This window comes from Flavobacterium ardleyense (assembly GCF_042686085.1).
Classification (GTDB): domain Bacteria; phylum Bacteroidota; class Bacteroidia; order Flavobacteriales; family Flavobacteriaceae; genus Flavobacterium; species Flavobacterium ardleyense.
On the sequence record NZ_JBHUOL010000010.1, the window covers coordinates 170,695 to 194,969 of the forward strand.

The following is a 24,275-nucleotide window of genomic DNA, read 5'->3' on the forward strand; positions in this document are numbered from 1 at the left end:
ATTTTTCGCTTACCTCCTTTCCAAGCACATAAAATCAACCAAAACTAAATCCTAAAACACCTCCTAAATTCTAAATTTTGATTTTACTACGGGTTTGCGTTAGTGGTGGGAACGGCATCCTTTTTATATGTTTTCGATTTGCAAAAAATCGAAAACATATAAAAAGATATAGTGGACGACACGACCTGAAAGGGAACGCCCAAAAAACATTTGTTAAAACGATTTAAAAAATTCTTTATACTGAGATAATTTTTATCTTTAGCCTTTCCAAAACCAAAAAATATGAGATACTTATCGTTACTGATGGTTTTCTTGGTTTCCTTTAGCGGGAATTCGCAAGAATACTTTCCAAAAAATGATGGCGTAAAACAAAGTTTTATAAACTTTTACGCGCTAACTAATGCCACAATTTATGTTTCGGCCACGCAAAAGCTTGAAAAAGCGACATTGTTAGTGAAAGAAAATAAAATTATTGAAGTGGGAACTTCAGTTGCTATTCCAAAAGGTGCTATCGTTATCGATGCGACCGGAAAAACAATTTATCCTTCCTTCATTGAATTATACAGTGAGTTTGGAATTGTAAAGCCAACAGCAAGGCCAAGTGGGAATTTTAGTCCGCAATACGATAGTAATCGTGAAGGATATTACTGGAACGATCACGTGAAACCGGAGTACAATGCTTACGAAAATTTAGGTTTCGAAGAGAAAAACGCTGGACTTCTAAGAGAAGCTGGTTTTGGAACTGTTTTGAGTCACCACAGCGATGGCGTTATTGCAGGAACAGGAATTCTTTGGACATTAAACGAAAATGGTGGAAATGCTAACAGAATTATTAAAGACAAGGCTTCACAACATTTTACCTTTAGCCGAAGTAAATTTACAAAGCAAAGTTATCCGTCGTCAATGATGGGAAGTATGGCGTTGATTCGTCAGGTTTTTCACGATGCAAAATGGTATGCGCAAGGTAATGCAACGAATAAAGATATGTCCTTAGAAGCATTCAATGCGAATAAATCTTTGTTGCAAATAATCAACGCGAACGATAAATTAACCGATTTAAGAGCTTCTAAATTAGGAAACGAGTTTGGGGTGAAATTCTTAATCAAAGGTGGTGGAAATGAATTCGAAAGAATTGAAGAAATCAAAAAAACGGGTGCCACTTATATTATTCCAATCGATTTTCCGGAAGCTTATGATGTTTCTGATCCTTATTTAGCTCAACAAGTAAGTTTGAGCGATATGAAATTTTGGAATCAGGCGCCATTTAACTTGAAGATTTTAGCTGAGAATAATGTGGCTTTCGTAATTTCTTCTTCTGGTCTGAAAGATTTAAAATCGTTTTTACCGAATTTAAGAAAAGCCGTTTTATATGGTTTACCGAAAGAAAAAGCGCTACTAGCTTTGAGCGAAACTCCAGCAAAATTAGTAAATCAGTTTGATAAAGTAGGTTCAATTTCGAAAGGGAAATTAGCGAATTTCATCGTTGTTTCTGGTGATTTATTTGATGAGAAAACTACGATATTAGAGAATTGGGTTCAGGGAAACAGAAGTACAATTGATAAAATCAACCCAACCGATATTAGAGGAACTTATGCTTTAGCATTTGACAACCAAGAATTTGAATTAAAAATCAATGGCGAAACTTCGAAGTTTGAAGCAAAAACCGTTCGTGATAGTTTAGATTATGGTACGAAACTTCAGTTTTCAGATCCTTGGGTGAATTTGGTAATTAGAAATCAAGATTCAACTAAAGCGAACTTCGTAAGACTTTCAGGAACTTTCGTTGCAGGAAGTATGCAAGGAAAAGCCGTTTTAGAAAATGGTAAAGAAACTACTTGGACGGCAACTAAAAAAGATAGTTCAGATACAAAAGATAAGAAAGAAGATAAAAAAGACGAACCAAAAACGCCTGAAATGTATGCTATTACATTTCCAAATATCGCATACGGAAATACCGAAAAACCAAAACAAGAAACCTTGTTGTTTAAAAATGCAACAGTTTGGACGGGTGAAAAAGATGGAATCTTAACAGAGACTGACGTTTTGATTACAAACGGAAAGATTTCGAAGATTGGTAAAAACCTTTCGGCATCGAATGCAAAAACAATTGATGCAACCGGAAAACATTTAACAGCTGGAATCATTGACGAACATTCGCACATCGCAATTTCGAATGGTGTAAATGAAGGCGGACAAAATTCATCGGCAGAAGTAACGATTGAAGATGTTGTAAATTCTGAAGATATCAATATTTACAGAAATTTAGCGGGTGGCGTTACTTCTTCCAATTTATTACACGGTTCTGCGAATCCTATTGGTGGTCGTGCTGCGTTTGTGAAATTGAAATGGGGTTATTCACCAGAAGAAATGATTGTTAAAGACGCTCCAAAATACATCAAATTTGCTTTGGGTGAAAACGTAAAACAATCGAATTGGGGTGAAAATGCTCGTAATCGTTTTCCGCAATCGCGTATGGGTGTGGAACAAGTTTATGAAGATTATTTCACAAGAGCACAAGAGTATAAAAACGAATGGAATGCTTTTAAAACGGCAAAAGGAAAAAATAAGGTTTCACCAAGATACGATGTAGAAATGGAAGTTTTAGGCGAAATTTTAGCTAAGAAACGTTTCATTACTTGTCACTCTTATGTGCAATCTGAAATTAATATGCTAATGAAAGTCGCGGAACGTTTTGATTTTAAAATTCAAACCTTTACACACATTTTAGAAGGGTATAAATTAGCAGATAAAATGGCAGAACACGGAGTTGCAGGCTCAACATTTGCAGACTGGTGGGCTTATAAATATGAAGTAAACGACGCAATTCCTTACAATGCTTCAATCATGCAAAGTCAAGGTGTGAAAGTTTCTATCAATTCAGATGATGCTGAAATGTCGCGTCGTTTGAATCAAGAAGCTGCGAAAACTGTGAAATACGGAAACGTAACCGAAGAAGAAGCTTGGAATTTTGTAACGATTAATCCAGCACAAATTCTTCAGGTTGACGATAAAACCGGAAGTATCAAAGTAGGCAAAGATGCGGATGTAGTGCTTTGGACAGAAAGTCCATTGTCAATTTACACGCGTGCTGAAAAAACGGTTGTAGATGGAATTGTTTTTTACGATTTAGAAAAAGAAAACGAAACTTTAGGAGCAATCCAAAAAGAACGTGCAGCTTTAATCAATTTAATGCTTGACGCGAAAAACAAAGGAATGAAAACGCAAATGCCTAAGAAAAAGGAAAATGGTCATTATCACTGTGATACTATGGGCGAATATTGCAAAGAATCTCACTACAAACACAACTAATTATGAAAAAATATATAGTTCTTTTATCGCTGTCTTTGTTTGGGTTTGCCCAACAAACTCCGGCGCCAAAACAAACAAAAAGTATTCTTATTTTAAATGCGAAAGCCCATTTAGGAAACGGACAAGTAATTGAAAATAGTTTGATTTCGATCGTTGATGGAAAAATTGCAGCTATTGGTGATGCCACAGTTATGAGAGTTGCAGCGCATGATGTTACAATTGATGCTTCAGGAAAACACGTTTATCCAGGATTTATTGCACCAAATTCAACTTTAGGGTTGGTAGAAATTGACGCGGTTAGAGCTTCAGACGATGAAAGTGAAATTGGTGAATTTAATCCACACGTAAGAAGTATCATTGCTTACAACTCGGAATCTAAACTGGTTGAAACTACGCGACCAAATGGTGTTTTAATTGCACAGATTACTCCAAGAGGCGGCAGAATTCCAGGAAGTTCGTCGATTGTACAATTAGACGCTTGGACTTGGGAAGACGCAACGATTAAAGTGAATGATGGAATTCACTTAAACTGGCCAAAAAGCTATTCAAGAGCCGGTTGGTGGGCAGAACCAGGAGGAATTGAAATCAACAAAAACTACGAGCCACAAACTAAGTCGATCCAAGAGTACTTTGAAAGTGCCTTCGCTTATTTGGGAAGTAAAAACACAAAAAAAGATATTCCTTTTGAAGCGATGAATGGCTTACAATCAGGTCAAAAGACATTGTATATCAACGCAAATGGTGAAAAAGAAATTATTGATGCTGTTTTATTCAAAAAGAAAAACAATATCAAGAATATGACAATCGTTGGTGGATATTATGCTTTTAGAGTTGCACCATTATTAAAAGAAAATAATGTTTCTGTACTTTTAAAAAGAGTACACGATTTGCCTTTATTAGAAGATGAAGACGTCAATTTACCTTACAAAAATGCTAAATTATTAGTAGATGCTGGTGTTTTAGTTGGATTAGAAAATGCTGGTGATATGGAACGTATGCAAACTAGAAACCTACCTTTTTATGCTGGAACTTGTGCAGCTTGGGGACTTTCAAAAGAACAAGCTTTGCAATTAATTTCAGGAAACACCGCTAAAATATTAGGAATTGACGAACAATACGGAACTTTAGAAGCTGGTAAAAGTGCTACCTTATTTATTTCGGAAGGCGATGCTTTAGACATGAAATCGAACTTAATTTCATTGGCCTTTATCGATGGTAGAAATATCAGTTTAGATAGTCATCATACCGAATTGTACAAACGCTACAAAGAGAAATTTGAGCAAGCAAAAAAATAAATATTTGCCAAAAAGATTCAAAGCCACAAAGTATTTAATATTTTGTGGCTTTTTTAATGAAAAAACATACGATAATTCATATATATATATTCGTTTTAAAGACTTCACTTCAAAAAACAAAGTCTTGTTGAAAAAAAATATATCTTTGCTTTTTAAAATAATCCTTAGCGACTTCGTGTCTTTGTGGCAAATATGAAACAAATTACTTCTGTTCAAAATCCGTTTATCAAATCGTTGGTTCAACTTCAGGAAAAAGCAAAAGTTCGTAAACAAACGGGCACTTTTTTAATTGAAGGAAAGCGTGAAATCGAATTGGCCTTAAAGGGCGGTTATGAAATAGAAACAATTTTGTTTTTACCTGAAATAATTTCGGAAAAGGAATTAGGACATTTATTAGGTTCGAGTTATGCCGATAAAATCGAAATTTCTAAAGATGTTTATCAAAAATTAGCTTATCGCGATACTACAGAAGGAATTTTAGCGATTGCCAAAACAAAATCATTGGCTTTATCGGATTTAAAATTATCTAAAAATCCTTTAATTCTTATTGGAGAATCCTTAGAAAAACCTGGAAATATTGGTGCAATTTTAAGAACTGCTGATGCTGCAAATTGCGATGCTGTAATTATTGCCAATCCAAAAAGCGATTTATACAATCCAAATATTGTTCGTTCAAGCGTAGGTTGCTTGTTCACAAGACAAATTGCAGTGGGTTCAACCGAAGAAGTAATTGCGTTTTTAAAGGAAAAGAATATTAATTTTTATTCGGCCACTTTGCAAGATTCTACGGAATATCACACACAAGATTACACTACTCCTACTGCTTTAGTTGTGGGAACAGAAGCGACTGGTTTGTCTGAAAAATGGCGTACAGAAAGCACTAAAAACATTATCATTCCGATGCAAGGTGAAATTGATTCTATGAATGTTTCCGTCGCTGCCGCGATTTTACTGTTTGAAGCCAAAAGACAGCGACAATTTCAATAGCAATTACAAGCGCAGCATTCAATTTAAAATACAACAACAATTGCAATTTCAAATAGTAAATTAATTTATCGATTTTCTTTTAACATTATTGCATAATTCAAATTTTCGCCTTACTTTTAATAGGTTAAAGAAACTATATGACAGAATTAGAATTAGAAGCCGAGAACAAAGCAATCGCCCAAGAATACAAAGAATTACTTCGTATCAGTTATCAAACGCTTACCGATGAAGATAAGAAAATCATACGTAAAGCATTTGATGTAGCTGTTGATGCGCACAAAGATCAGCGCAGAAAATCTGGTGAAGCTTATATTTTTCATCCTATTGCTGTGGCGAAAATTGTCGCTAGAGATATTGGATTAGGCGCTACTTCGATTGCAGCGGCTTTAATGCACGATGTCGTTGAAGATACTGATATTACAGTTCAAGACATTGAAAAAATGTTCAATCCTAAAATTGCACAATTAGTTGAAGGATTAACCAAGATTGCCAAAGTAAAAACGGATCAGGAAATTTCAATGCAAGCGGAAAATTTCCGTAAAATGCTATTCACTTTAAATGATGACGTTAGGGTAATTATAATTAAAATCGCCGATAGATTGCACAATATGCAAACTATGGGAAGTATGGCGGATTATAAACAAGCCAAAATTGCTTCTGAAACTTTATATATTTATGCGCCACTCGCCCATCGATTAGGCTTGTACAATATCAAAACTCAGTTAGAGGATTTAGGATTAAAGTATACTGAGCCTGAAGTTTACAACGATATCGTTAGTAAAATCAAAGAAACCAAAGAAGAACAAGACGAATATATTAAATTCATTACTGACATTTTAAGTAAATCACTTGAAGCGGAAGATATTAAATTTACGATTAAAGGCCGACCGAAGTCTATTTATTCTATTCGGAGAAAAATGAAAGCGCAAAGCGTTACGTTTGATGAAGTTTATGACAAATTTGCCCTGCGAATTGTCTATGAATCTAATCTTCACGAAGAGAAATTCGTAGCTTGGAAAATTTATTCGGTGGTAACAGATCATTATCGTCCATCGCCAAGTAGATTGCGTGACTGGATTTCATCGCCGAAATCATCTGGTTATGAAGCGCTTCACATTACAGTAATGGGCCCGAAAGGGCGGTGGGTAGAAATTCAAGTTCGTAGTGAACGCATGAATGAGATCGCTGAAAAAGGTTACGCTGCACATTACAAATATAAAACTGGTGCCACTGAAGAGCACGGTTTAGAAATTTGGTTGAACCAATTAAAAGAAGCTTTAGAAAGTTCAGAAGGAAATGCTGTCGACTTTGTCGAAGACTTCAAGCTGAATCTATATGCTAAAGAAATTTATATTTTCACACCGAAAGGAGAAATTAAATCCTTGCCAAAAGGTGCAACTTCTCTAGATTTCGCATTTAGTATTCACTCTGAAATTGGTGTAAAAACAAGAGGAACAAGAGTAAACGGAAAATTAGTTCCTTTAAATCACGTTTTAAACAGCGGTGACCAGGTGGAGATTATTACTTCGGTAAATCAAAAACCAACTCTGCAATGGCTAGATTATGTGACGACTTCAAGAGCGAAAAATAAAATTAAAAATGCTTTAAACGAGAATGTAAAAAAAATTGGAGAAGACGGAAAAGAATTACTAGAGCGAAAATTACGTCATTTAAAAATCACTTTGAATGAAACTACAGTTAACGAATTAGTGAATTTCTTCAAGCTGAATACCAGTTTAGATCTGTTTTATAAAGCTGGAATTGGTGCTATCGAAAATCAACAATTAAAAGATTACGCTGCTCAAAAAAGCAATACGTTAGTAAACTTCTTTAAGAAAACTATTAAACGTTCGCCTTCACCAAATGAGCAATTCAACAAAAATGAAAGCGATAAGAAGTATGACATGCTCGTTTTTGGTTCTGAGCAAGATAAGTTAGACTATAAATTATCTACGTGTTGTAACCCGATTCCTGGTGACGAAGTGTTTGGCTTTGTTACAATTAACGAAGGAATCAAAGTACATAAAAAAGATTGTCCAAATGCAATTAGCATGCAATCGAATTATGCCTATCGAATTATTCAGGCAAAATGGATTGATTCTTCACAGCAAGAATTTAAAGCAATTTTGAAAATTACAGGAATGGATACAATGGGGTTAACCAATGAGTTAACAAAAGTTATATCGAATCAAATGAATGTTAACATACAAAGTATTGGATTAAGTAGTGAAGCTGGAATTTTCAAAGGCCAAGTTTCAGTAATTGTCCAAAACAATATAATTCTCAAAAAACTAATCGAAAATATTAAAAAAGTTGACGGAATTGAAAAAGTAATCAGGGTGAATAACAATTAAAATGATGCATAAAATAAGTAAACAAAAAGTTCTACTACTATTTTGTTTCATTGTAACCCAATTATTTTTGAACTGCAGCCCAAAACACGCAAGTCAGTTGGCCATAAGACAACAAACAGATTATGGCAACATTAGAATTTATACCAGGCTCGACACTTTAAAATTCAGAGACGAAAATTTTAAAGATGAAGTAAGAATCAGTTATTTAAAAATTGATTTAGAAGAAGCGAAGATTTCTTATGCAAATGAAACTTTTCTGGAAGGAGAGCAACGCGATGTGCCAAACTTAAAAAAAATATTTAAAAGTAAGGAATCTAATTATTACGTGGTGACAAGCGCCAATACATTTGAAATTCCTAAATCAGTATCTAAATATAAAAGAGCGTGGAATGATTTTGCAACACCAGGAAGATCAGTAACGCGCGCTAAAAAATACACTGTTTCGGGAAATTCAATACGATCTAAAAATTCAAAACCTGGATCATCTCATGTTTTTGACCCATCACTTACATTAAAAGCTAATGAAAATTAGTCTATACTTTTTAAAACCTATAAAATTCAACATACCAGAAACTTGGTACTTGGATAAAATAAATTATCTTTGCCAATATCTGGAGGTAACCTTATGGAAAACAAAAATCAAGAAATTGTAAAGACTGTTTTTACAAAATATTTAGAAGATAAAGCGCACCGCAAAACGCCGGAACGCTTTGCTATTCTTCAAGAGATTTACGCAGCTACTGAGCATTTTGATATCGAATCTTTGTATATCAAAATGAAAAATAAAAACTATCGTGTGAGTAGAGCTACTTTGTACAACACTATTGAACTTTTATTAGAATGTGGTTTGGTACGCCGTCATCAATTTGGACAAAATCAAGCGCATTACGAGAAATCGTATTTCGACAAGCAACATGATCATATCATTCTAACGGATACGGGAGAAGTTATGGAATTTTGCGATCCAAGAATTCAACAAATCAAAGAAACCATGGAAGAAATGTTTGGAATTGATATTCAATCGCATTCCTTATATTTCTACGGAACAAAAAAGAAATAAATACACAAACAACAACTAACAACAACACAATGACTGTAGATTTGCTACTTGGATTACAATGGGGAGACGAAGGAAAAGGAAAAATCGTTGACGTTCTTACCTCAAATTATGATATTATTGCCCGTTTTCAAGGAGGTCCTAATGCAGGACATACTTTAGAGTTTGACGGAATTAAACACGTTTTAAGAACAATTCCATCTGGAATTTTCCATAAAAAAGCGATCAACATCATCGGAAACGGTGTTGTAATTGACCCAGTAGTTTTTCAAAAAGAAATTGAAGGTTTAGCAAAATTTGACCTTGACATCGTAAGTAAACTACTTATTTCAAGAAAAGCGCATTTAATTTTACCAACACATCGTTTATTAGACGCTGCTTCTGAAGCTTCAAAAGGAAAAGCTAAAATTGGTTCTACTTTGAAAGGAATTGGCCCAACATACATGGACAAAACTGGAAGAAACGGTATTCGTGTTGGCGATATTGAATTAGAAGATTTCGAACAACGTTACAGACATTTAGCTGACAAGCATGAAGCTATGATTTCGTTCTATAATGTTGATTTACAATATGATTTAAAAGAATTAGAAGATGAATTCTTCGCAGCAGTTAATGAGTTGAAAAAATTAACTTTCATTGACAGTGAGGAATATTTAAACAAAGCATTAAAAGAAGGAAAATCAATATTAGCTGAAGGAGCGCAAGGTTCTTTATTAGATGTTGATTTCGGAACTTATCCTTTCGTAACTTCTTCAAATACTACCGCTGCTGGTGCTTGTACTGGTTTAGGAATTGCTCCTAACAAAGTAAAAGACGTTTTTGGAATTTTCAAGGCGTATATCACAAGAGTTGGAAGTGGACCATTCCCTACAGAAGATTTTACAACTGCTGGAGAAACAATGGCAAAAGTAGGAAATGAATTTGGATCAGTAACTGGGCGTGCGCGCCGTTGTGGTTGGTTAGATTTAGTTGCTTTGAAATATGCAGTTCAAGTAAATGGAGTTACTCAATTATATATGATGAAAGGTGATGTTCTTTCAGGATTTGACACTTTACAAGTTTGTACAGGTTATAATTACAAAGGACAAACGATTCAGCATTTACCTTATAACATTGAACCAGAAAATGTTACGCCAATTTTTACAGAAATGAAAGGATGGCATGCAGATTTAACTGGAATGACAACTTATGATGAATTGCCATTAGAGTTAAAAGAATATATTGAGTTTATTGAGAAAGAAGTTGAAGTGCCTATTAAAGTAATTTCAGTAGGACCAGATAGAAAACAAACAATTACCAAATAATATTAAAAACGCTTTCAATTGAAAGCGTTTTTTTTGCTTAAAATGATAATTTATTCTTAATTACCAATGCCTTTTAGAGTTTTTACTTAAATTTGACTCAAAATAAATACGTCTTGAAAAAAACATTTTTTTATACTACCATTTTATTCTTTTTTGTGGCTTTAGGTTTAGCCCAAGAAAACAAGGAAATCACTATTGAAAATTCTGATTTCATTGATAAAAATCAAAATGAAATTCCTGGAGCGATTGTGTTTACAGGAAATGTTCGCCTTTTACATAATGGTGTGAAGATTAGTTGTAATAAAGCGTATCAATTTGAAGATGAGAAATACATCAAAGCATTTGGGAATGTGCAGATAAATCAAGGTGATTCTATCTTTCTAAACAGCAAGTACGCTGAGTATGACGGAAAAATAGAGCTTGCTTTTGCTACGGGAGATGTTTCGTTGCGTTCACCAGAATCGACTTTAGTAACAGATACTGTATATTTTGACAAGAAAAATCAGGAAGCTTTTTACAACTCTTATGGAACTATTCAGAACAAGGAGAACACTTTAAAAAGTAAATCAGGCCGTTATTATTTGGACAAAAAAAAGTACAAATTCACAACAGCGGTTACCCTAACAAATCCGCAAAGTGTCATTAAAACAAATAACTTAGATTTCTACGAAAATAATGGTCACGCTTATGTTTTTGGACCTACAACCATTACAAGTAAAGGAAATGTGATTTATACCGAAAACGGCTTCTACGACACTAAGAAAGATGTTGGAAAACTTACTAAAAATTCAAAAATCACCTATGATAATAAAATAATTGAAGGTGACGATTTGTTTTTTGACCAAAAGAAGAATTATTCAAGAGGAGTTAATAATGTAAAGATTACCGATACCATAAATAAAGTTATTGCTACCGGCCATTATGCAGAATTATATCGAAATATTGAAACCAAAAAAGACTCAATGGTTTTAACGAGAAAAGCTTTGGTTAAAACATTGATAGAAAAAGACACCATGTATATGCATGGAAAGAAAATTATCGTTTCCGGACCTCAAACAGATCGTGTAATTAGAGCTTTTGATAATGTAAGATTTTATAAAACCGATATGAGTGGTAAGTGTGATTCGTTGCATTCAAGTACGAAAAACCAATTAACACAATTAATAGGAAATCCAGTTTTATGGAATGGCGAAAACCAAATGACAGGTGACGTGATGCATTTAGTTGGTAATAATGAAACTGAAAAACTTGATTCACTAAAAGTATTAAGTAATGCCTTTATCATTCAAAAAGACAGTTTGAGTAAAAACGGTTACAACCAAATGAAGGGTCAGAATTTATATGGAAGATTTGAAGACAACAAACTTCGAGAAGTAGATATTATAAAAAATGCAGAGTCCATCTACTATATTTGGACCGAAAAAAATGAATTTGTAGGCATCCGGAAAGCAGTGTGTAGCCGGATTAATATAGAAATGCTAGACAATCAAATAGAAACCGTAACTGGTCATAAGGATACAGAAAGCATCATTTATCCAGAAGACGCATTTCCCGAAAATGCACGAAGATTGAGGGGTTTTGTTTGGCGAGGCGATGAGCGAATTCTCACGCAAGACGACATTTTTCCAGCTGAAGAATTAGCTATAGACAAAAAAGTGCAAATCGAAGCGAAGAGTAAAGCGATTGAAAGTGAAATACCAATGGAAATTCAGAAAGAAACATTGGAGAAAAACAGCAAAAAATCAAAAACTAAAAGCTCTCCTAAAAAACCTACCAAAGCTGCAAAACAGACCTTAAAAACAGCAAGTAAATAATCTTTTAAAACGTTACAACAACGTAATAATTAAACGATTCAAAAAAATGATTGAAGATTTTTTTAAATACCAAGCCCAAACATCACCTTATCCATTAGCTTTAGAAGTAGCTTATGCGAAAGGATCCTATATTTATGACACAAGTGGCAATCCATATTTAGATTTTGTTGCAGGAGTTTCTGCATGCACATTAGGTCATCAACCGAAACGTGTAAATGATGCAATTAAGAAACAATTGGATACGTATTCGCACGTAATGGTTTATGGCGAATATGCCCAACATCCAGCAACAGAATTATGTAAATTATTAGCCGAGAACCTTCCCTACCCGCTTACTAAAACCTATTTAGTTAATTCTGGAACGGAAGCCATCGAAGGCGCTTTGAAGTTAGCTCGACGTATTACAGGGCGAAGTCAATTGATTTCCTGTCACAACGCTTATCATGGAAACACGATGGGAAGCATGAGCGTGATGGGATTCGAAGAACGCAAACAAGTTTTTCGTCCTTTGATTCCTGATGTGGATTTTATCACCTTCAACAACGAAGCCGATTTAGAAAAAATAACTACTAAAACAGCCGGAATCCTTTTAGAAACGATTCAAGGTGGCGCTGGTTTTATTGAACCTCATAATGATTTTCTTAAAAAAGTGCGTCAACGTTGTGACGAAGTAGGCGCCATTATGATATTAGACGAAATTCAACCTGGATTTGGTCGTACTGGTAAACTATTTGGATTTCAAAACTATGACGTTATTCCAGATGTTGTGGTTATGGGAAAAGGAATGGGCGGTGGCATGCCTGTTGGTGCTTTTACAGCATCAGAAAAAATGATGGACTTGTTGTCTCATGATCCAAAATTAGGACATATTACAACTTTTGGCGGACATCCTGTCATAGCTGCTGCTTGTTTGGCAACACTTCAAGAAGTTATTGAGACAAATTTGATGGCGGAAGCTTTGGAAAAAGAACAATTGTTCAGAAGTCTCTTAGTACATCCATTAATTAAGGAAATTCGCGGTCGAGGATTGATGTTAGCGGCGATGACTGAATCCGCTGATGTTACAAACGAGGTTATTCTACGTTGCCATAAAAGAGGTTTAATTTTATTTTGGTTGTTATTTGAAGGTTGTGCTATTCGAATTACGCCTCCTTTAACACTTTCAAACGAAGAAATTGAAAAAGGATGTGGCATTGTTATTGAGGTACTTAATGAAATTGAAAAAGAGTTGCAGAAATAGATATTGACAGCTCAATTGCTATTGATATCGACATTGTAAATTGTTAATTAAATTGTTTACAACAATTCCTTTTTTAACCTATGCTTGAATGTATTATAATTACCTTTATTTAGGATAATTCAAAAAAGAAAGCGCTATGAATTTGAGTCACGAAGAAGAAGAAAACAGCTTATCCTTATCTAAATTTGAATCAATGTTAAAGACTAACAAAGTTTTTTTCTTTGATTCTGAAGAGTTTGAAGATATCATTCTTCACTATATGGATACGGGAAGAATGAATTTAGCAAAAAAAGCGCTAAAATTAGGCTTGGAACAACATCCAAAATCTACGGGATTAAAATTAGTCCAAGTAGAAATGTTAGTTTATGAAGATAAACTCGAAGTAGCTGAAAAGTTATTGAACGAGTTGTATGCTATTGAACCTACTAACGAAGAAATATACATCCAGAAAGCCAATATATATTCCAAAAAAGACCAACACGAAAAAGCAATTGAATATTTAAAAATTGCATTAGAATATACCGACGATTTTGCTGACGTGCATTCTATGATTGGTATGGAATATCTTTTTATGGATAATTTAGAATTAGCAAAAGAGAATTTCATTAAATGCTTAGATGAAGATACCGAAGATTATTCGGCACTTTATAACGTGGTGTATTGTTTTGATTTTTTAGATCAAAACGAAGAAGCTGTAGTTTATTTAAATAATTTTATCGATAAGAATCCGTATAGTGAAGTGGCTTGGCATCAGTTAGGTCGCCAATTTTATGCGCTTAAAAACTACGAAAAAGCGGTTTGGGCATTCGATTATGCAACGCTGATTGATGAAGGTTTCTTAGGAGCTTTTATGGAAAAAGCGAAATCATATGAAAAACTAAAACAGTATAAAGAAGCGATTGAATGCTACAAAATAGCTATTGAATTAGATGATCCTTCTTCTTTTGTTTTACTTCGAATGGCAAAATGTTATGAGCGTCTTGAGAATTACGAATTTGCGTTAAATTATTACCAACAAACCGTGCATGAAGATCCTTCGCTAGATAAAGGTTGGATTGCAATCACTGATTTCTATATTCGTCAAAAAAACTATCAAAAAGCATTGTATTATGTGAATAAAGCAATTGCCATTGATGGTGAAAACCCAATGTATTGGAAACGCTACGCTGCAGTAAACAGTGCTTTACACTTTTTTGAAGAGGCAGAATTTGGCTACCGAAGAGCATTTGAATCTGGCGATGTCAATTTAGATACTTTTACACTTTGGACCGATGTTTTACAATTTTTAGGTGAATTTGAATCAGCTGTAGCCATTTTATTAGAAGCTACAGATCAATTCCCTGAAGAATATGAAATTGAATATCGCTTAGCAGGTTTATATTTTTTGATGAACAAAAAAATTAAAGCTACTTTTCATTTAAACAATGGATTACGATTGAATTATAAAAACAAAACCGTGCTAAGAGATTATTTCCCAGTTGTTTGGGAACGAACAGAGGTTAAAAATCTAATTGCTAAATTTAATAAATAACCTACATCTTTTGAGAACATCCGAAAATAATTCTCTGTTAAGCTGTCATGAAAATTCGAAACACTTCAGCTTAAAAGACATTCTGAAATAAATTCAGAAAAACAAAATTCAATTTTTCCGGATCGTTACTATATTGTTATGAGAAAACTATTCCCTGATTATTTAATTATTACACTAAAAGGCCTTGCAATGGGCGCTGCTGATGTGGTACCTGGTGTTTCTGGCGGCACAATTGCTTTTATTTCTGGTATCTATCAAGAATTAATTGATAGCATCAATAATGTTAATCTTTCCGTATTAAAAACATTCAGAAAAGAAGGTTTAAAAGCGGCTTGGCAGCAAGTTAACGGTAGCTTTTTACTTGCCTTACTAACAGGAATTTTCATCAGTGTTTTGACATTTTCTAAAATAATCACTCACTTATTAGAAGATCATCCCATTTTAGTTTGGTCATTCTTTTTCGGGTTAATTATCGCAAGTATTGTATTAATTTTTAAAGAAACCAGCAATTGGAAAGTTGTTGACGTTTTAGCTTTGGTTATAGGAATTGTAATCTCTTACTATATCACGATTGCACGACCGGTAAGCTCTCCAGACAGCTATTGGTATATATTCCTATCTGGATTCATTGCTATTATTGCTATGATTTTACCTGGAATCTCAGGAGCATTTATCTTGTTATTAATGGGTTCCTATGAAACGGTGATTGGAACAATCAATCGATTTAGAGAAGGAATTGTAAACTTTGACATGCAAATATTAGGTGAAGCAATGTTGAAATTAAGTGTTTTCGCACTTGGTGCAATTATCGGCTTGAAGTCCTTTTCTAAAATTTTACATTGGATGTTTGCAAAGCATAAAAACACCACATTAGCCCTACTAATAGGATTTATGGCAGGTTCTTTAAATAAAGTTTGGCCTTGGAAACAAGTTTTAGAAACCAGGGTAAATAGTCATGGTGAAGTTGTGCCTTTTATTGAAAATAGTGTTTTACCGCAAAACTTCGAGGGTAATCCACAGGTAATGACTGCTGTTATTCTTGCAATAGTAGGTTTTATAGTTATTTTCGGAATGGAAAAAATGGCTAGCAAATTAGGTAAAAACTAATGCTTTATAACACTAATTCAAGAAATTCGAAGTAACTTTGAATAGTATTTTAAAACAATCACAATGAAAAAGAAAAGCAAAAAACAGTTGAAATTTGGTATTATTGGCCGAAATATAGACTATTCTTTTTCTAAAAATTATTTTGCGGAAAAGTTTGAAGTCAACCATTTTGCGAACTGCGAATACAAGAATTACGATATCCAAAGTATCAAAGATTTTCCTAAATTAATTGCTGATAGTAAAGGTTTAGTTGGACTAAATATAACAATTCCGTATAAAGAAGAAATCATTCCTTACTTAGATAAAGTTTCGAAAAAAGCTAAAAAAATTGGTGCGGTAAATTGCATTACAGTTTCAAGAAATAAAAAACTAAAAGGCTACAATACCGATTATTACGGCTTTAAAAAAACGTTAGCACCACTTTTAAAAGAGCATCATAAAAAAGCATTGATTTTAGGAACAGGTGGCGCAAGTAAAGCGGTTGCTTATGCTTTACAAAAATTAAAAATTGAGTACGATTTCGTTTCTCGAACGCCAGATGAATTTCAATTAGCCTATTCCGATTTAAACGCTGAAATTTTCGATGAATATCATATAATTATCAACACAACTCCCATTGGAACTCATCCAAATATTGAAGATTGTCCTGATTTGGATTATAATTTATTTACCAAAAAGCACATTGCATATGATTTAGTTTACAATCCCGAAAAAACTGCTTTTTTAAGAAAGGCAAAAGAACAAGGGTCTAAGGTGAAAAACGGTTATGAAATGTTAGTTTTTCAAGCTGAGAAAGCTTGGGAAATTTGGAATGAATAAATTTTATTTATTGCTATTAAAAGATGCACAATGAACTAATTTCCAAATCCAAAAGGAGCAAATATAATCTAGTTCTAGTAGGACTTGGAATAATAATGCTGACCTTCTTCATTTATCTAATTGATATAAATTTTCAACCAACAAATGAATATGAAGAAGATCTTAAACCATTTGGATTTTTATTTCCGATCTTAGTTATTATATATTGCTTCTATTACTTATTAAATCAGAAGCGATTTTATGTATATAATACATATTTTGAAATTAAAGTTTTATTTAAAACTGATAAATATTTTTATTCAGAAATAAAAACGCATTATTCAGAAGAGTTTCAAGGGAAATATAGTGAATGGACTGAACATTATTTAGTTTTCAATACAGACGAAAAGATTACAATCGTCACAACAGAATACGATAATTTTCACGAGTTTTTCTATGAAATCAAACAACGAATTAAGAAAAATAAAAAGTTAAACACACTACTGAAGCAACCTAAATCGTTAAGATATGCAGTAATTTGTGGCATTATATCGTTGGTTCTTTTTTATTTTTCGAGCTATTTCTATGACTTTCGACCAATCGACCATAAAGATTATTTGTATATGCAAACTGTGCTACAAAATGATGAAACATTCGTGAGAAACGGAGAAGGTAAAAAACAAATTGAGATTGAAGTAATTGAACAAAAGGACTTTAATTTCATAATTAGCGGAAATAGTTATGCAGCAATTTCTGATCAATATAGTTTTAACGAAACTTTTAAAAAAGGTAATAAAATAGCAATCGGAATTAAAAAAGACGAATTCATTAAAAAAATATCAAAAACAAAAAAGCTGTCTTTTTTAGATAAATATTTTAATTTCAAATTAATTAGAGTTCATCAAATTAAAGATGCAACTGGTAAAAGTCTTATTGATTTGGAAGAAATTAACCGACTCAATACTGAAAGCAATTACCTTTCTATTGGTACACTTTCATTATTTGGATTATTATTTTTATTCTTGACTTTTGGAAATTACAAAGCGCATTTAAAAACTAATAAGTAATCTGAGTAACTAAAACCTAGTGCGAAGATAAATTGCTTCGATACATTTTCTTACAATAGTTCCAAATAGTATATCATAATTAGATATAATAGTTATTTGAGCAATCTTTTCAAAGAAAATAAGATTTAAATAGGCGATTTTTTTTGAATTTTGGTGGTGCTTTACTATCTTCACATAATATTAGTAACCTTAAGCATTTACACAATGTCAGAAGCACAACATGATAACCTGCAAAACGCAGACGGAGCAGACACAATTGAACAACAAGATGGTGTTACAATCAATAGTCAATCAGTTTTAGAAGAAATAGACAATTCTAATGCAGAAGAGAATGAAGATGACTCGATAAAAGGCAAACACGAAATTCCAATGCTGGAATACGATACGCTTTCTATGGAAGATTTAACGGCCGAATTGGAAAAATTGGTTGAGAATGAAAAAGTAATGGCTGTCAAAGACCACGTTGAGGAAATCAGAAAAGCATTTACAGACAAATATCATGAATTTATTGATGAGAAGAGAGAAGAATTCAATGCCCAAAACAATGAAGAAGGCTTGGATTTTGAATATCATTTTCCACTTAAGAATAAATTTGATACAATATTAAATTCTTACAGATCTAGTAAATCTAAGCATTTTAAAGAATTACAAAACAACTTAGAGAACAATTTTACAACACGTGAAAACTTAATTGAGGAGTTGAAACACTTAATCGATTCTGGTGAAACTAATATTGGAGATATGTTTAAAAAAGCCAACGATATTCGTGATCGTTGGAAAAATGCAGGAGCAATTCCAAGAGATAAATACAATATCTTATGGAATAACTACCATTTTCACATGGAGCGTTTTTATGATGTAATGCATTTAGACAAAGAAGCGCGTGACATTGATTTGAAGAATAATTTAGAGCACAAACAACATATTATTGTTAAAGCGAAAGAATTATTAAACGAAGCTGATGTGATGAAAGCTTTCCGCGAATTGCAATTGTTACATCGCGTTTGGAAAGAAGAAATTGGTCCGGTTGATAGAGATCAAAGAGAATTGATTTGGAATGAATTCAGTGAAATTACGAAGCAAATGCATGATAAGCGTGAAGGTTTATATGCCGTTGCTAGAGAAAAAGAAACTGACAACTTAGCCATAAAAAACGAAATTATCTTGTTAATTGAAACTTTGGGAACCGAGAAAATCGACTCACATAGTGGATGGCAGGCACAAATAAAAAAATTAGAAGCTTTGCGCGAAGCCTTTTTCAAAGCAGGAAAAGTGCCAGCGGAAGTTACAGAAGAAACTTGGGGTAAATTCAAAAATGCTGTTAGAGCTTTCAACGTGAATAAAAATGTCTTTTACAAAGATATTAAGCACGAGCAACACGAGAATTTACTTAAGAAACAAGCTTTGGTTGAAAAAGCTAAATCATTACAAGAAAGCGCTGATTTCAATGCAGCAACTCCTGTAATGAAGCAAATTCAAAACGATTGGAAGAAAATTGGTCACGTGCCAAGAAAATATTCAGATAGTATTTGGAAAGAATTCAAAGATGCTTGTAACGCCTATTTCGACAGAATGCACGATGCGAGAAATGCTGAAAGCACTGAAGAAGTTGAAGCTTTTGAAAAGAAAAAAACGTTCTTAGACGAATTAAAATCGTTTGAATTAACAGGCGATCACAAAATCGATTTAGACGCGATTAAAGTACACATTGCTACTTGGAAAACTTTTGGTAGAGTGCCACACAATCGCAGACATATTGAAGGAAAATTTAATAAGATTTTAGACGCATTGTTTGAAAAATTAAGTTTATCTAAAAAAGATACGGAGATGATCCGTTTTAATAATCGTTTAGAGCATATGAGCGAAAATGATGATAAACGCGCTTTAGAACAAGAACAGTATTTCATTAGAAAGAAAATTGACGAAGTTCAAGGTGAGATTTTCCAATTAGAAAATAACATTCAATTTATTAGCAGCAGCTCTAAAGGGAAAAATCCTTTTATTGAAGAGGTAGAAAAAAGTATCGAACGTCATAAAGATGATTTGAAACTGTGGAAAGAAAAGCTACAACAAATTAAAAGTCTTTAATTATAGAAATCCCAAGTTTAGGCTTGGGATTTTTTTTATAATTCGTTTTAATAAATTTTACGAATCGTTATGGTTTCATAGGGGAAAATGAGATGCTGAAACGAGTTCAGCATTACAAGTTTGTGGGTAACTTAATATTTCGTGGAATAAATCTCGCAGCTATGAAATATACATATTGAGATGCTGAAACGAGTTCAGCATGACAAGTTTGTGGGTAGCTTCATATTATGTTGAATAAATCTCGCAGCTATTAAACATACATATTGAGATGCTGAAACGAGTTCAGCATGATTAGGTTTCCGGAAAGTATATAACGTAAATTTTTAAGCATTAGTAAATCCGCTCACAAATTAAAATGTTTCTTACACACTACATACTGCAAACTGAAAACTACATTCTCTTCGCTTCTTCCCAAAAAACATCCATTTCGGCTAATGTCATATCGGCTAATGACTTTCCTAATTCGATTGCTTTACTTTCTAAATATTGAAAACGTCTGATGAATTTCTTATTGGTTCGTTCTAAAGCGTCTTCTGGATTAATTTTCAAAAATCGGGCATAATTTATCAATGAGAATAAAACATCTCCAAATTCAGCTTCCATTTTCTCTTGATCACCTGCTTCCACCTCAACCTGCAATTCTTTTAGCTCTTCTTGGACTTTATCCCAAACATGTTCTGGCTCTTCAAAATCAAAACCTACTCCTTTTACCTTCTCTTGAATGCGACTCGCTTTTACTAATGCTGGCAGACTTTTTGGAACACCTTCTAAAACAGATTTTTTGCCTTCTTTTAGTTTCAATTTTTCCCAATTGCGTTTTACTTCCTCTTCATCAGCAACTACAACATCACTATAAATATGCGGATGTCGGTGTATTAATTTATCACAAATAGAGTTCGCCACATCACCAATATCAAAAGCATTAGATTCACTTCCAATTTTTGAATAAAAAACAATATGCAATAACACATCGCCCAACTCCTTTTTGATTTCTTCCAAATCATTATCCAAAATAGCATCACCTAATTCATAGGTTTCCTCAATGGTTAAATGACGTAAACTTTCTAAGGTCTGTTTTTTATCCCATGGACATTTCTCACGGAGATCGTCCATAATATCAAGTAAACGTCCGAAAGCATCGAGTTTTTGTTGGCGTGTGTTCATTAGTAGTTGAATGTTATTGGTTTTTATTTAAAATACGGAAACAATTTCAGCATGACAAAAGTATAAAAATAAAAAATCCCGCGTTTAAAACGCAGGATTAATTGATATAATTTTCTTTTGCTTATTCAGCAGCCGGAGTTTCTTCTTCTTTAACTTCTTTTGATAAAGCTTCTACTGATACAAATCCTTTTGGTTGTAACAAGTTGTACCAATTTAAGATTTTTTTGATGTCAGAAGTATAAACTCTGTCTTCATCAAATTCTGGTAAAACTTCTCTAAAATAAGCTTTTAATTTTGCATCATCTTCTTTGTGAGACATTGCTAAACCATCATTCTCTTTAGTCGCAATTGCTTTTAAAACCTCAGCTAAACGTATTTCTTCTGAATAAGTATAAACTGCAATTTCAGACAACAAACTTACATTTGCTCTCATTCCTACAGTTATTCTTTTACCGTCTAATAAAGATTCGGCAACAAAACCTGTACGTGTTTGAATTTTTAATTCATATAATCCTGGTTTCCCAGAAACGGCTAATATTTTTTGAATACTCATGTTACTTGATTATTAAGGTTGGCAAATATATATTTTAAAGTTTAAAGACAAAATAAAAAATTGCTAAAAAATTAAAAACTTTTTCACAAACCACTTATTTCTAAAATTACCTTGCTCTTTTATTTACGAATTTCATTTTATAGTCGGGTCTAGCCTTACCATCCATGATATTTTGCAGTTTTTTAGCACATAATTTCTTTTTTAGAGAAGAAATGTGGTCTGTAAACAATATACCTTCGATATGATCGTACTCGTGCTGAATAACACGCGCGATTAATCCGTCGTAAACTTCAGTTTTTTTATTAAAATCTTCGTCAAAATACTCAATAGTAATTGTATCATGACGAAGCACATCTTCACGAACGTCTGGAATACTCAGACAACCTTCGTTAAACGCCCAAATATCACCTTCTTCTTTTAGAATTTTAGCATTAATAAAAGTTTTCTTGAATTCTTTCATTAACGCTGCTTCCTCTTCAGAGATATCATCGCCATCGCTAAATGGCTCAGTGTCCACAATAAACAAGCGAATAGGTAATCCTATTTGAGGTGCTGCTAAACCTACGCCGTGCGCATGATACATTGTATCATACATATTAGTAATTACTTCTTTTAAGTTGGGATAATCTTCCGGAATTACCTCTCCTACTTTGCGTAAAACTGGTTCTCCGTATCCATATATTGATAAAATCATGGTATTCGTATTATTTTTTGAAAGTGCAAAAGTACTATTTTTTATAATGCAAATAATCTTGAAGCATAATTGTTGCTGCAATTTCGTCAACTAATGCTTTATTTTGTCTTTGTTTTTTATTCAAACCACTATCAATCATCGTCTGAAAAGCCATTTTTGAAGTAAAACGTTCGTCTACTCTCGCTAAAGGCATTTCGGGGAAAGCTTTTACAAATTTCGCTACAAAAGCATTGATAATTGCAGCACTTTGCGATGGAGTTCCATCCATCTGCTTGGGTTCACCCACAATAACCTCAACTACCTTTTCTTTTAAAAAATAGTCTTTTAAAAAAGGAATTGCAGTTTCTGAAGCAATGGTAGTTAGCCCGAAAGCTATCATTTGCATTTCATCTGTTACTGCAATTCCTGTTCGTTTTATTCCGTAATCTATTGCTAAAATTCGCATTCAATAATTAGTTTCAGCAAAGATAAGCAGTTATTATTTAATAATTTCAAACTCAGCTATAGGAGCCATTTTTGCTTTATTTAATTTTAATGTTTCACCATCAAAGTTATAATTATCAGCCAATTCTAAAACTTCTGCTAATTCCTTTTCCATTGAAGAATCTGGACAAGCCATCATCGTCATACCTACTTTTGAAAATTTAATTTGGTTTTCTGCTTCTTTCAATTCATAATCTCCCATCATATTATTACAACCAGCATAACCAGAAAATCTTCCGTCAGTGCTAAAAATAATACCTAATTCTCTTTCTTCGTCTTTATTTTTCTCTATCGCTTTTCCGTTTAACTTTACTAAACGCCATGAAGAATTTGATAATACAACAGCACCATCTGTTGTTTCAACAGCATCCGATTGAACAACAATTGTATCGTTAGTAGTGTTATCATTGTTTTTTTCTGCTTCCTCTTTACATGACATAAAAGATAAGCTTACAAGTGCTAAAAGGATTAAATTCTTTTTCATAATAGTTTAATTTTTTACTAATTTAATTAATTTATAGATTGTAATAGCAAAAACAATTCCAAAATTATATAAAATGGTATATTTGCTACATAAATCAATTACAACAATGACTATTTTAAAAGCAACAATAGAACAAGCATGGGAAAATCGTGCTTTATTACAAGAAGACGCAACTCAAAAAGCGATTAGAGAAGTTATCGAATTATTAGATAGCGGTAAACTTCGCGTGGCTGAACCAATAAATGATGGGTGGCAAGTTAACGAATGGGTAAAAAAAGCCGTAGTTATGTACTTCCCTATTCAGAAAATGGAAACTTGGGAAGCGGGGATTTTTGAATTCCACGATAAAATGTTGTTGAAACGTGATTATGCTGCAAAAGGAATTCGCGTAGTGCCAAATGCAGTAGCAAGATATGGCGCATACATTTCAAGTGGCGTTATTTTAATGCCAAGTTATGTAAATATTGGTGCTTATGTAGATGAAGGAACAATGGTAGACACATGGGCAACCGTGGGAAGTTGTGCACAAATTGGGAAAAACGTTCACCTTTCTGGTGGTGTTGGAATCGGTGGTGTCCTAGAACCATTACAAGCAGCTCCAGTAATTATTGAAGACGGTGCTTTCATCGGGTCAAGATGTATTGTAGTTGAAGGTGTGCGTGTAGAGAAAGAAGCTGTTTTAGGTGCAAACGTTGTTTTGACTGCTTCTACTAAAATTATTGACGTTACTGGTGCAGAACCAAAAGAATATAAAGGAATTGTTCCAGCTCGCTCAGTAGTGATTCCAGGAAGTTATACTAAGAAATTTCCTGCTGGCGAATTTCAAGTACCTTGTGCTTTAATCATTGGCCAAAGAAAAGCTTCAACTGACTTGAAAACTTCTCTAAACGATGCATTGAGAGATTATAGCGTTGCCGTATAATTAACTTATTTTAAAAATCTACAA

20 protein-coding genes are annotated in these 24,275 nt (G+C 33.3%); 15 read left to right on the plus strand and 5 right to left on the minus strand.

Annotation, left to right across the window (positions count from 1 at the left end):
- Positions 1-282: 282 nt before the first annotated feature.
- The 14 genes from ACFSX9_RS04660 to ACFSX9_RS04725 all read left to right on the plus strand — a co-directional run bounded on the left by ACFSX9_RS04660 (position 283) and on the right by ACFSX9_RS04725 (position 19,951).
- The gene (locus tag ACFSX9_RS04660) at positions 283-3,309 is read left to right on the plus strand and encodes an amidohydrolase family protein (RefSeq protein ID WP_379805035.1); all 3,027 of its coding nucleotides are present in this window, start codon (positions 283-285) and stop codon (positions 3,307-3,309) included.
- Between the two features lie 2 nt (positions 3,310-3,311).
- A complete protein-coding gene (locus tag ACFSX9_RS04665; protein ID WP_379805037.1) occupies positions 3,312-4,604 on the plus strand; it encodes an amidohydrolase family protein in 1,293 nt (430 codons plus the stop codon).
- Between the two features lie 192 nt (positions 4,605-4,796).
- On the plus strand, positions 4,797-5,591 hold the full coding sequence (locus ACFSX9_RS04670) for a TrmH family RNA methyltransferase (RefSeq protein ID WP_379805040.1): 795 nt from the start codon (positions 4,797-4,799) through the stop codon (positions 5,589-5,591).
- Between the two features lie 137 nt (positions 5,592-5,728).
- Positions 5,729-7,945 carry a RelA/SpoT family protein gene (locus ACFSX9_RS04675; protein WP_379805042.1) on the plus strand — a complete coding sequence of 739 codons (2,217 nt, stop codon included), beginning with the start codon at positions 5,729-5,731 and terminating at the stop codon, positions 7,943-7,945.
- 67 nt (positions 7,946-8,012) lie between these two features.
- Positions 8,013-8,477: a hypothetical protein gene (locus ACFSX9_RS04680; RefSeq protein ID WP_379805044.1), complete on the plus strand. Its 465-nt coding sequence runs from the start codon at positions 8,013-8,015 to the stop codon at positions 8,475-8,477.
- Between the two features lie 93 nt (positions 8,478-8,570).
- A complete protein-coding gene (locus tag ACFSX9_RS04685) occupies positions 8,571-9,005 on the plus strand; it encodes a Fur family transcriptional regulator (RefSeq protein ID WP_379805046.1) in 435 nt (144 codons plus the stop codon).
- A 29-nt stretch (positions 9,006-9,034) separates the two neighbouring features.
- Positions 9,035-10,306, plus strand: coding sequence for an adenylosuccinate synthase (locus ACFSX9_RS04690; RefSeq protein WP_379805048.1), 1,272 nt, complete (start codon positions 9,035-9,037; stop codon positions 10,304-10,306).
- Positions 10,307-10,419: 113 nt separating this feature from the next.
- Positions 10,420-12,120 (plus strand): OstA-like protein, encoded by a 1,701-nt coding sequence (locus ACFSX9_RS04695; RefSeq protein WP_379805051.1) that lies wholly within the window; start codon positions 10,420-10,422, stop codon positions 12,118-12,120.
- A gap of 46 nt (positions 12,121-12,166) precedes the next feature.
- A complete protein-coding gene (locus tag ACFSX9_RS04700; protein ID WP_379805054.1) occupies positions 12,167-13,360 on the plus strand; it encodes an aspartate aminotransferase family protein in 1,194 nt (397 codons plus the stop codon).
- A 136-nt stretch (positions 13,361-13,496) separates the two neighbouring features.
- Positions 13,497-14,891: a tetratricopeptide repeat protein gene (locus tag ACFSX9_RS04705; RefSeq protein ID WP_379805056.1), complete on the plus strand. Its 1,395-nt coding sequence runs from the start codon at positions 13,497-13,499 to the stop codon at positions 14,889-14,891.
- A gap of 138 nt (positions 14,892-15,029) precedes the next feature.
- Positions 15,030-15,998: a DUF368 domain-containing protein gene (locus tag ACFSX9_RS04710; protein ID WP_379805059.1), complete on the plus strand. Its 969-nt coding sequence runs from the start codon at positions 15,030-15,032 to the stop codon at positions 15,996-15,998.
- Positions 15,999-16,061: 63 nt separating this feature from the next.
- Positions 16,062-16,817, plus strand: a complete 756-nt coding sequence (locus tag ACFSX9_RS04715) for a shikimate dehydrogenase family protein (protein WP_379805062.1) — start codon at positions 16,062-16,064, stop codon at positions 16,815-16,817.
- Between the two features lie 95 nt (positions 16,818-16,912).
- Positions 16,913-17,863 (plus strand): hypothetical protein, encoded by a 951-nt coding sequence (locus ACFSX9_RS04720; RefSeq protein WP_379805065.1) that lies wholly within the window; start codon positions 16,913-16,915, stop codon positions 17,861-17,863.
- A gap of 204 nt (positions 17,864-18,067) precedes the next feature.
- A complete protein-coding gene (locus ACFSX9_RS04725) occupies positions 18,068-19,951 on the plus strand; it encodes a DUF349 domain-containing protein (RefSeq protein WP_379805067.1) in 1,884 nt (627 codons plus the stop codon).
- Between the two features lie 390 nt (positions 19,952-20,341).
- On the opposite strand, the gene mazG is transcribed toward ACFSX9_RS04725, so the two are convergent.
- The 5 genes from mazG to ACFSX9_RS04750 all read right to left on the minus strand — a co-directional run bounded on the left by mazG (position 20,342) and on the right by ACFSX9_RS04750 (position 23,329).
- Positions 20,342-21,115 (minus strand): nucleoside triphosphate pyrophosphohydrolase, encoded by a 774-nt coding sequence (gene mazG / locus ACFSX9_RS04730; RefSeq protein WP_379805069.1) that lies wholly within the window; start codon positions 21,113-21,115, stop codon positions 20,342-20,344.
- A 121-nt stretch (positions 21,116-21,236) separates the two neighbouring features.
- Positions 21,237-21,668 carry a DUF5606 family protein gene (locus ACFSX9_RS04735; RefSeq protein ID WP_379805071.1) on the minus strand — a complete coding sequence of 144 codons (432 nt, stop codon included), beginning with the start codon at positions 21,666-21,668 and terminating at the stop codon, positions 21,237-21,239.
- 106 nt (positions 21,669-21,774) lie between these two features.
- Positions 21,775-22,362, minus strand: coding sequence for a peptide deformylase (gene def / locus ACFSX9_RS04740; RefSeq protein WP_379805073.1), 588 nt, complete (start codon positions 22,360-22,362; stop codon positions 21,775-21,777).
- A 34-nt stretch (positions 22,363-22,396) separates the two neighbouring features.
- Positions 22,397-22,807 (minus strand): Holliday junction resolvase RuvX, encoded by a 411-nt coding sequence (gene ruvX, locus ACFSX9_RS04745; RefSeq protein WP_379805076.1) that lies wholly within the window; start codon positions 22,805-22,807, stop codon positions 22,397-22,399.
- Positions 22,808-22,840: 33 nt separating this feature from the next.
- Positions 22,841-23,329 (minus strand): META domain-containing protein, encoded by a 489-nt coding sequence (locus ACFSX9_RS04750; RefSeq protein WP_379805085.1) that lies wholly within the window; start codon positions 23,327-23,329, stop codon positions 22,841-22,843.
- 106 nt (positions 23,330-23,435) lie between these two features.
- Between ACFSX9_RS04750 and ACFSX9_RS04755 the strand changes: the two genes are divergently transcribed.
- Complete coding sequence (locus ACFSX9_RS04755; protein WP_379805393.1) at positions 23,436-24,251, plus strand: 2,3,4,5-tetrahydropyridine-2,6-dicarboxylate N-succinyltransferase; 816 nt, start codon at positions 23,436-23,438, stop codon at positions 24,249-24,251.
- The last annotated feature ends 24 nt before the right edge of the window (positions 24,252-24,275 follow it).

What these genes read in the sequence shown, in the direction of transcription:
- ACFSX9_RS04690 (WP_379805048.1), top strand. Translation starts at nt 9,035, where the DNA reads ATGACTGTAGATTTGCTACTTGGATTACAATGGGGAGACGAAGGAAAA.
- ACFSX9_RS04665 (WP_379805037.1), top strand. Translation starts at nt 3,312, where the DNA reads ATGAAAAAATATATAGTTCTTTTATCGCTGTCTTTGTTTGGGTTTGCC.
- mazG (WP_379805069.1), bottom strand. Translation starts at nt 21,115, where the DNA reads ATGAACACACGCCAACAAAAACTCGATGCTTTCGGACGTTTACTTGAT.
- ACFSX9_RS04725 (WP_379805067.1), top strand. Translation starts at nt 18,068, where the DNA reads ATGTCAGAAGCACAACATGATAACCTGCAAAACGCAGACGGAGCAGAC.
- ACFSX9_RS04720 (WP_379805065.1), top strand. Translation starts at nt 16,913, where the DNA reads ATGCTGACCTTCTTCATTTATCTAATTGATATAAATTTTCAACCAACA.
- def (WP_379805073.1), bottom strand. Translation starts at nt 22,362, where the DNA reads ATGATTTTATCAATATATGGATACGGAGAACCAGTTTTACGCAAAGTA.
- ACFSX9_RS04705 (WP_379805056.1), top strand. Translation starts at nt 13,497, where the DNA reads ATGAATTTGAGTCACGAAGAAGAAGAAAACAGCTTATCCTTATCTAAA.
- ACFSX9_RS04700 (WP_379805054.1), top strand. Translation starts at nt 12,167, where the DNA reads ATGATTGAAGATTTTTTTAAATACCAAGCCCAAACATCACCTTATCCA.
- ACFSX9_RS04755 (WP_379805393.1), top strand. Translation starts at nt 23,436, where the DNA reads ATGACTATTTTAAAAGCAACAATAGAACAAGCATGGGAAAATCGTGCT.
- ACFSX9_RS04685 (WP_379805046.1), top strand. Translation starts at nt 8,571, where the DNA reads ATGGAAAACAAAAATCAAGAAATTGTAAAGACTGTTTTTACAAAATAT.
- ACFSX9_RS04660 (WP_379805035.1), top strand. Translation starts at nt 283, where the DNA reads ATGAGATACTTATCGTTACTGATGGTTTTCTTGGTTTCCTTTAGCGGG.
- ACFSX9_RS04670 (WP_379805040.1), top strand. Translation starts at nt 4,797, where the DNA reads ATGAAACAAATTACTTCTGTTCAAAATCCGTTTATCAAATCGTTGGTT.
- ACFSX9_RS04735 (WP_379805071.1), bottom strand. Translation starts at nt 21,668, where the DNA reads ATGAGTATTCAAAAAATATTAGCCGTTTCTGGGAAACCAGGATTATAT.
- ACFSX9_RS04750 (WP_379805085.1), bottom strand. Translation starts at nt 23,329, where the DNA reads ATGAAAAAGAATTTAATCCTTTTAGCACTTGTAAGCTTATCTTTTATG.
- ruvX (WP_379805076.1), bottom strand. Translation starts at nt 22,807, where the DNA reads ATGCGAATTTTAGCAATAGATTACGGAATAAAACGAACAGGAATTGCA.
- ACFSX9_RS04715 (WP_379805062.1), top strand. Translation starts at nt 16,062, where the DNA reads ATGAAAAAGAAAAGCAAAAAACAGTTGAAATTTGGTATTATTGGCCGA.
- ACFSX9_RS04710 (WP_379805059.1), top strand. Translation starts at nt 15,030, where the DNA reads ATGAGAAAACTATTCCCTGATTATTTAATTATTACACTAAAAGGCCTT.
- ACFSX9_RS04675 (WP_379805042.1), top strand. Translation starts at nt 5,729, where the DNA reads ATGACAGAATTAGAATTAGAAGCCGAGAACAAAGCAATCGCCCAAGAA.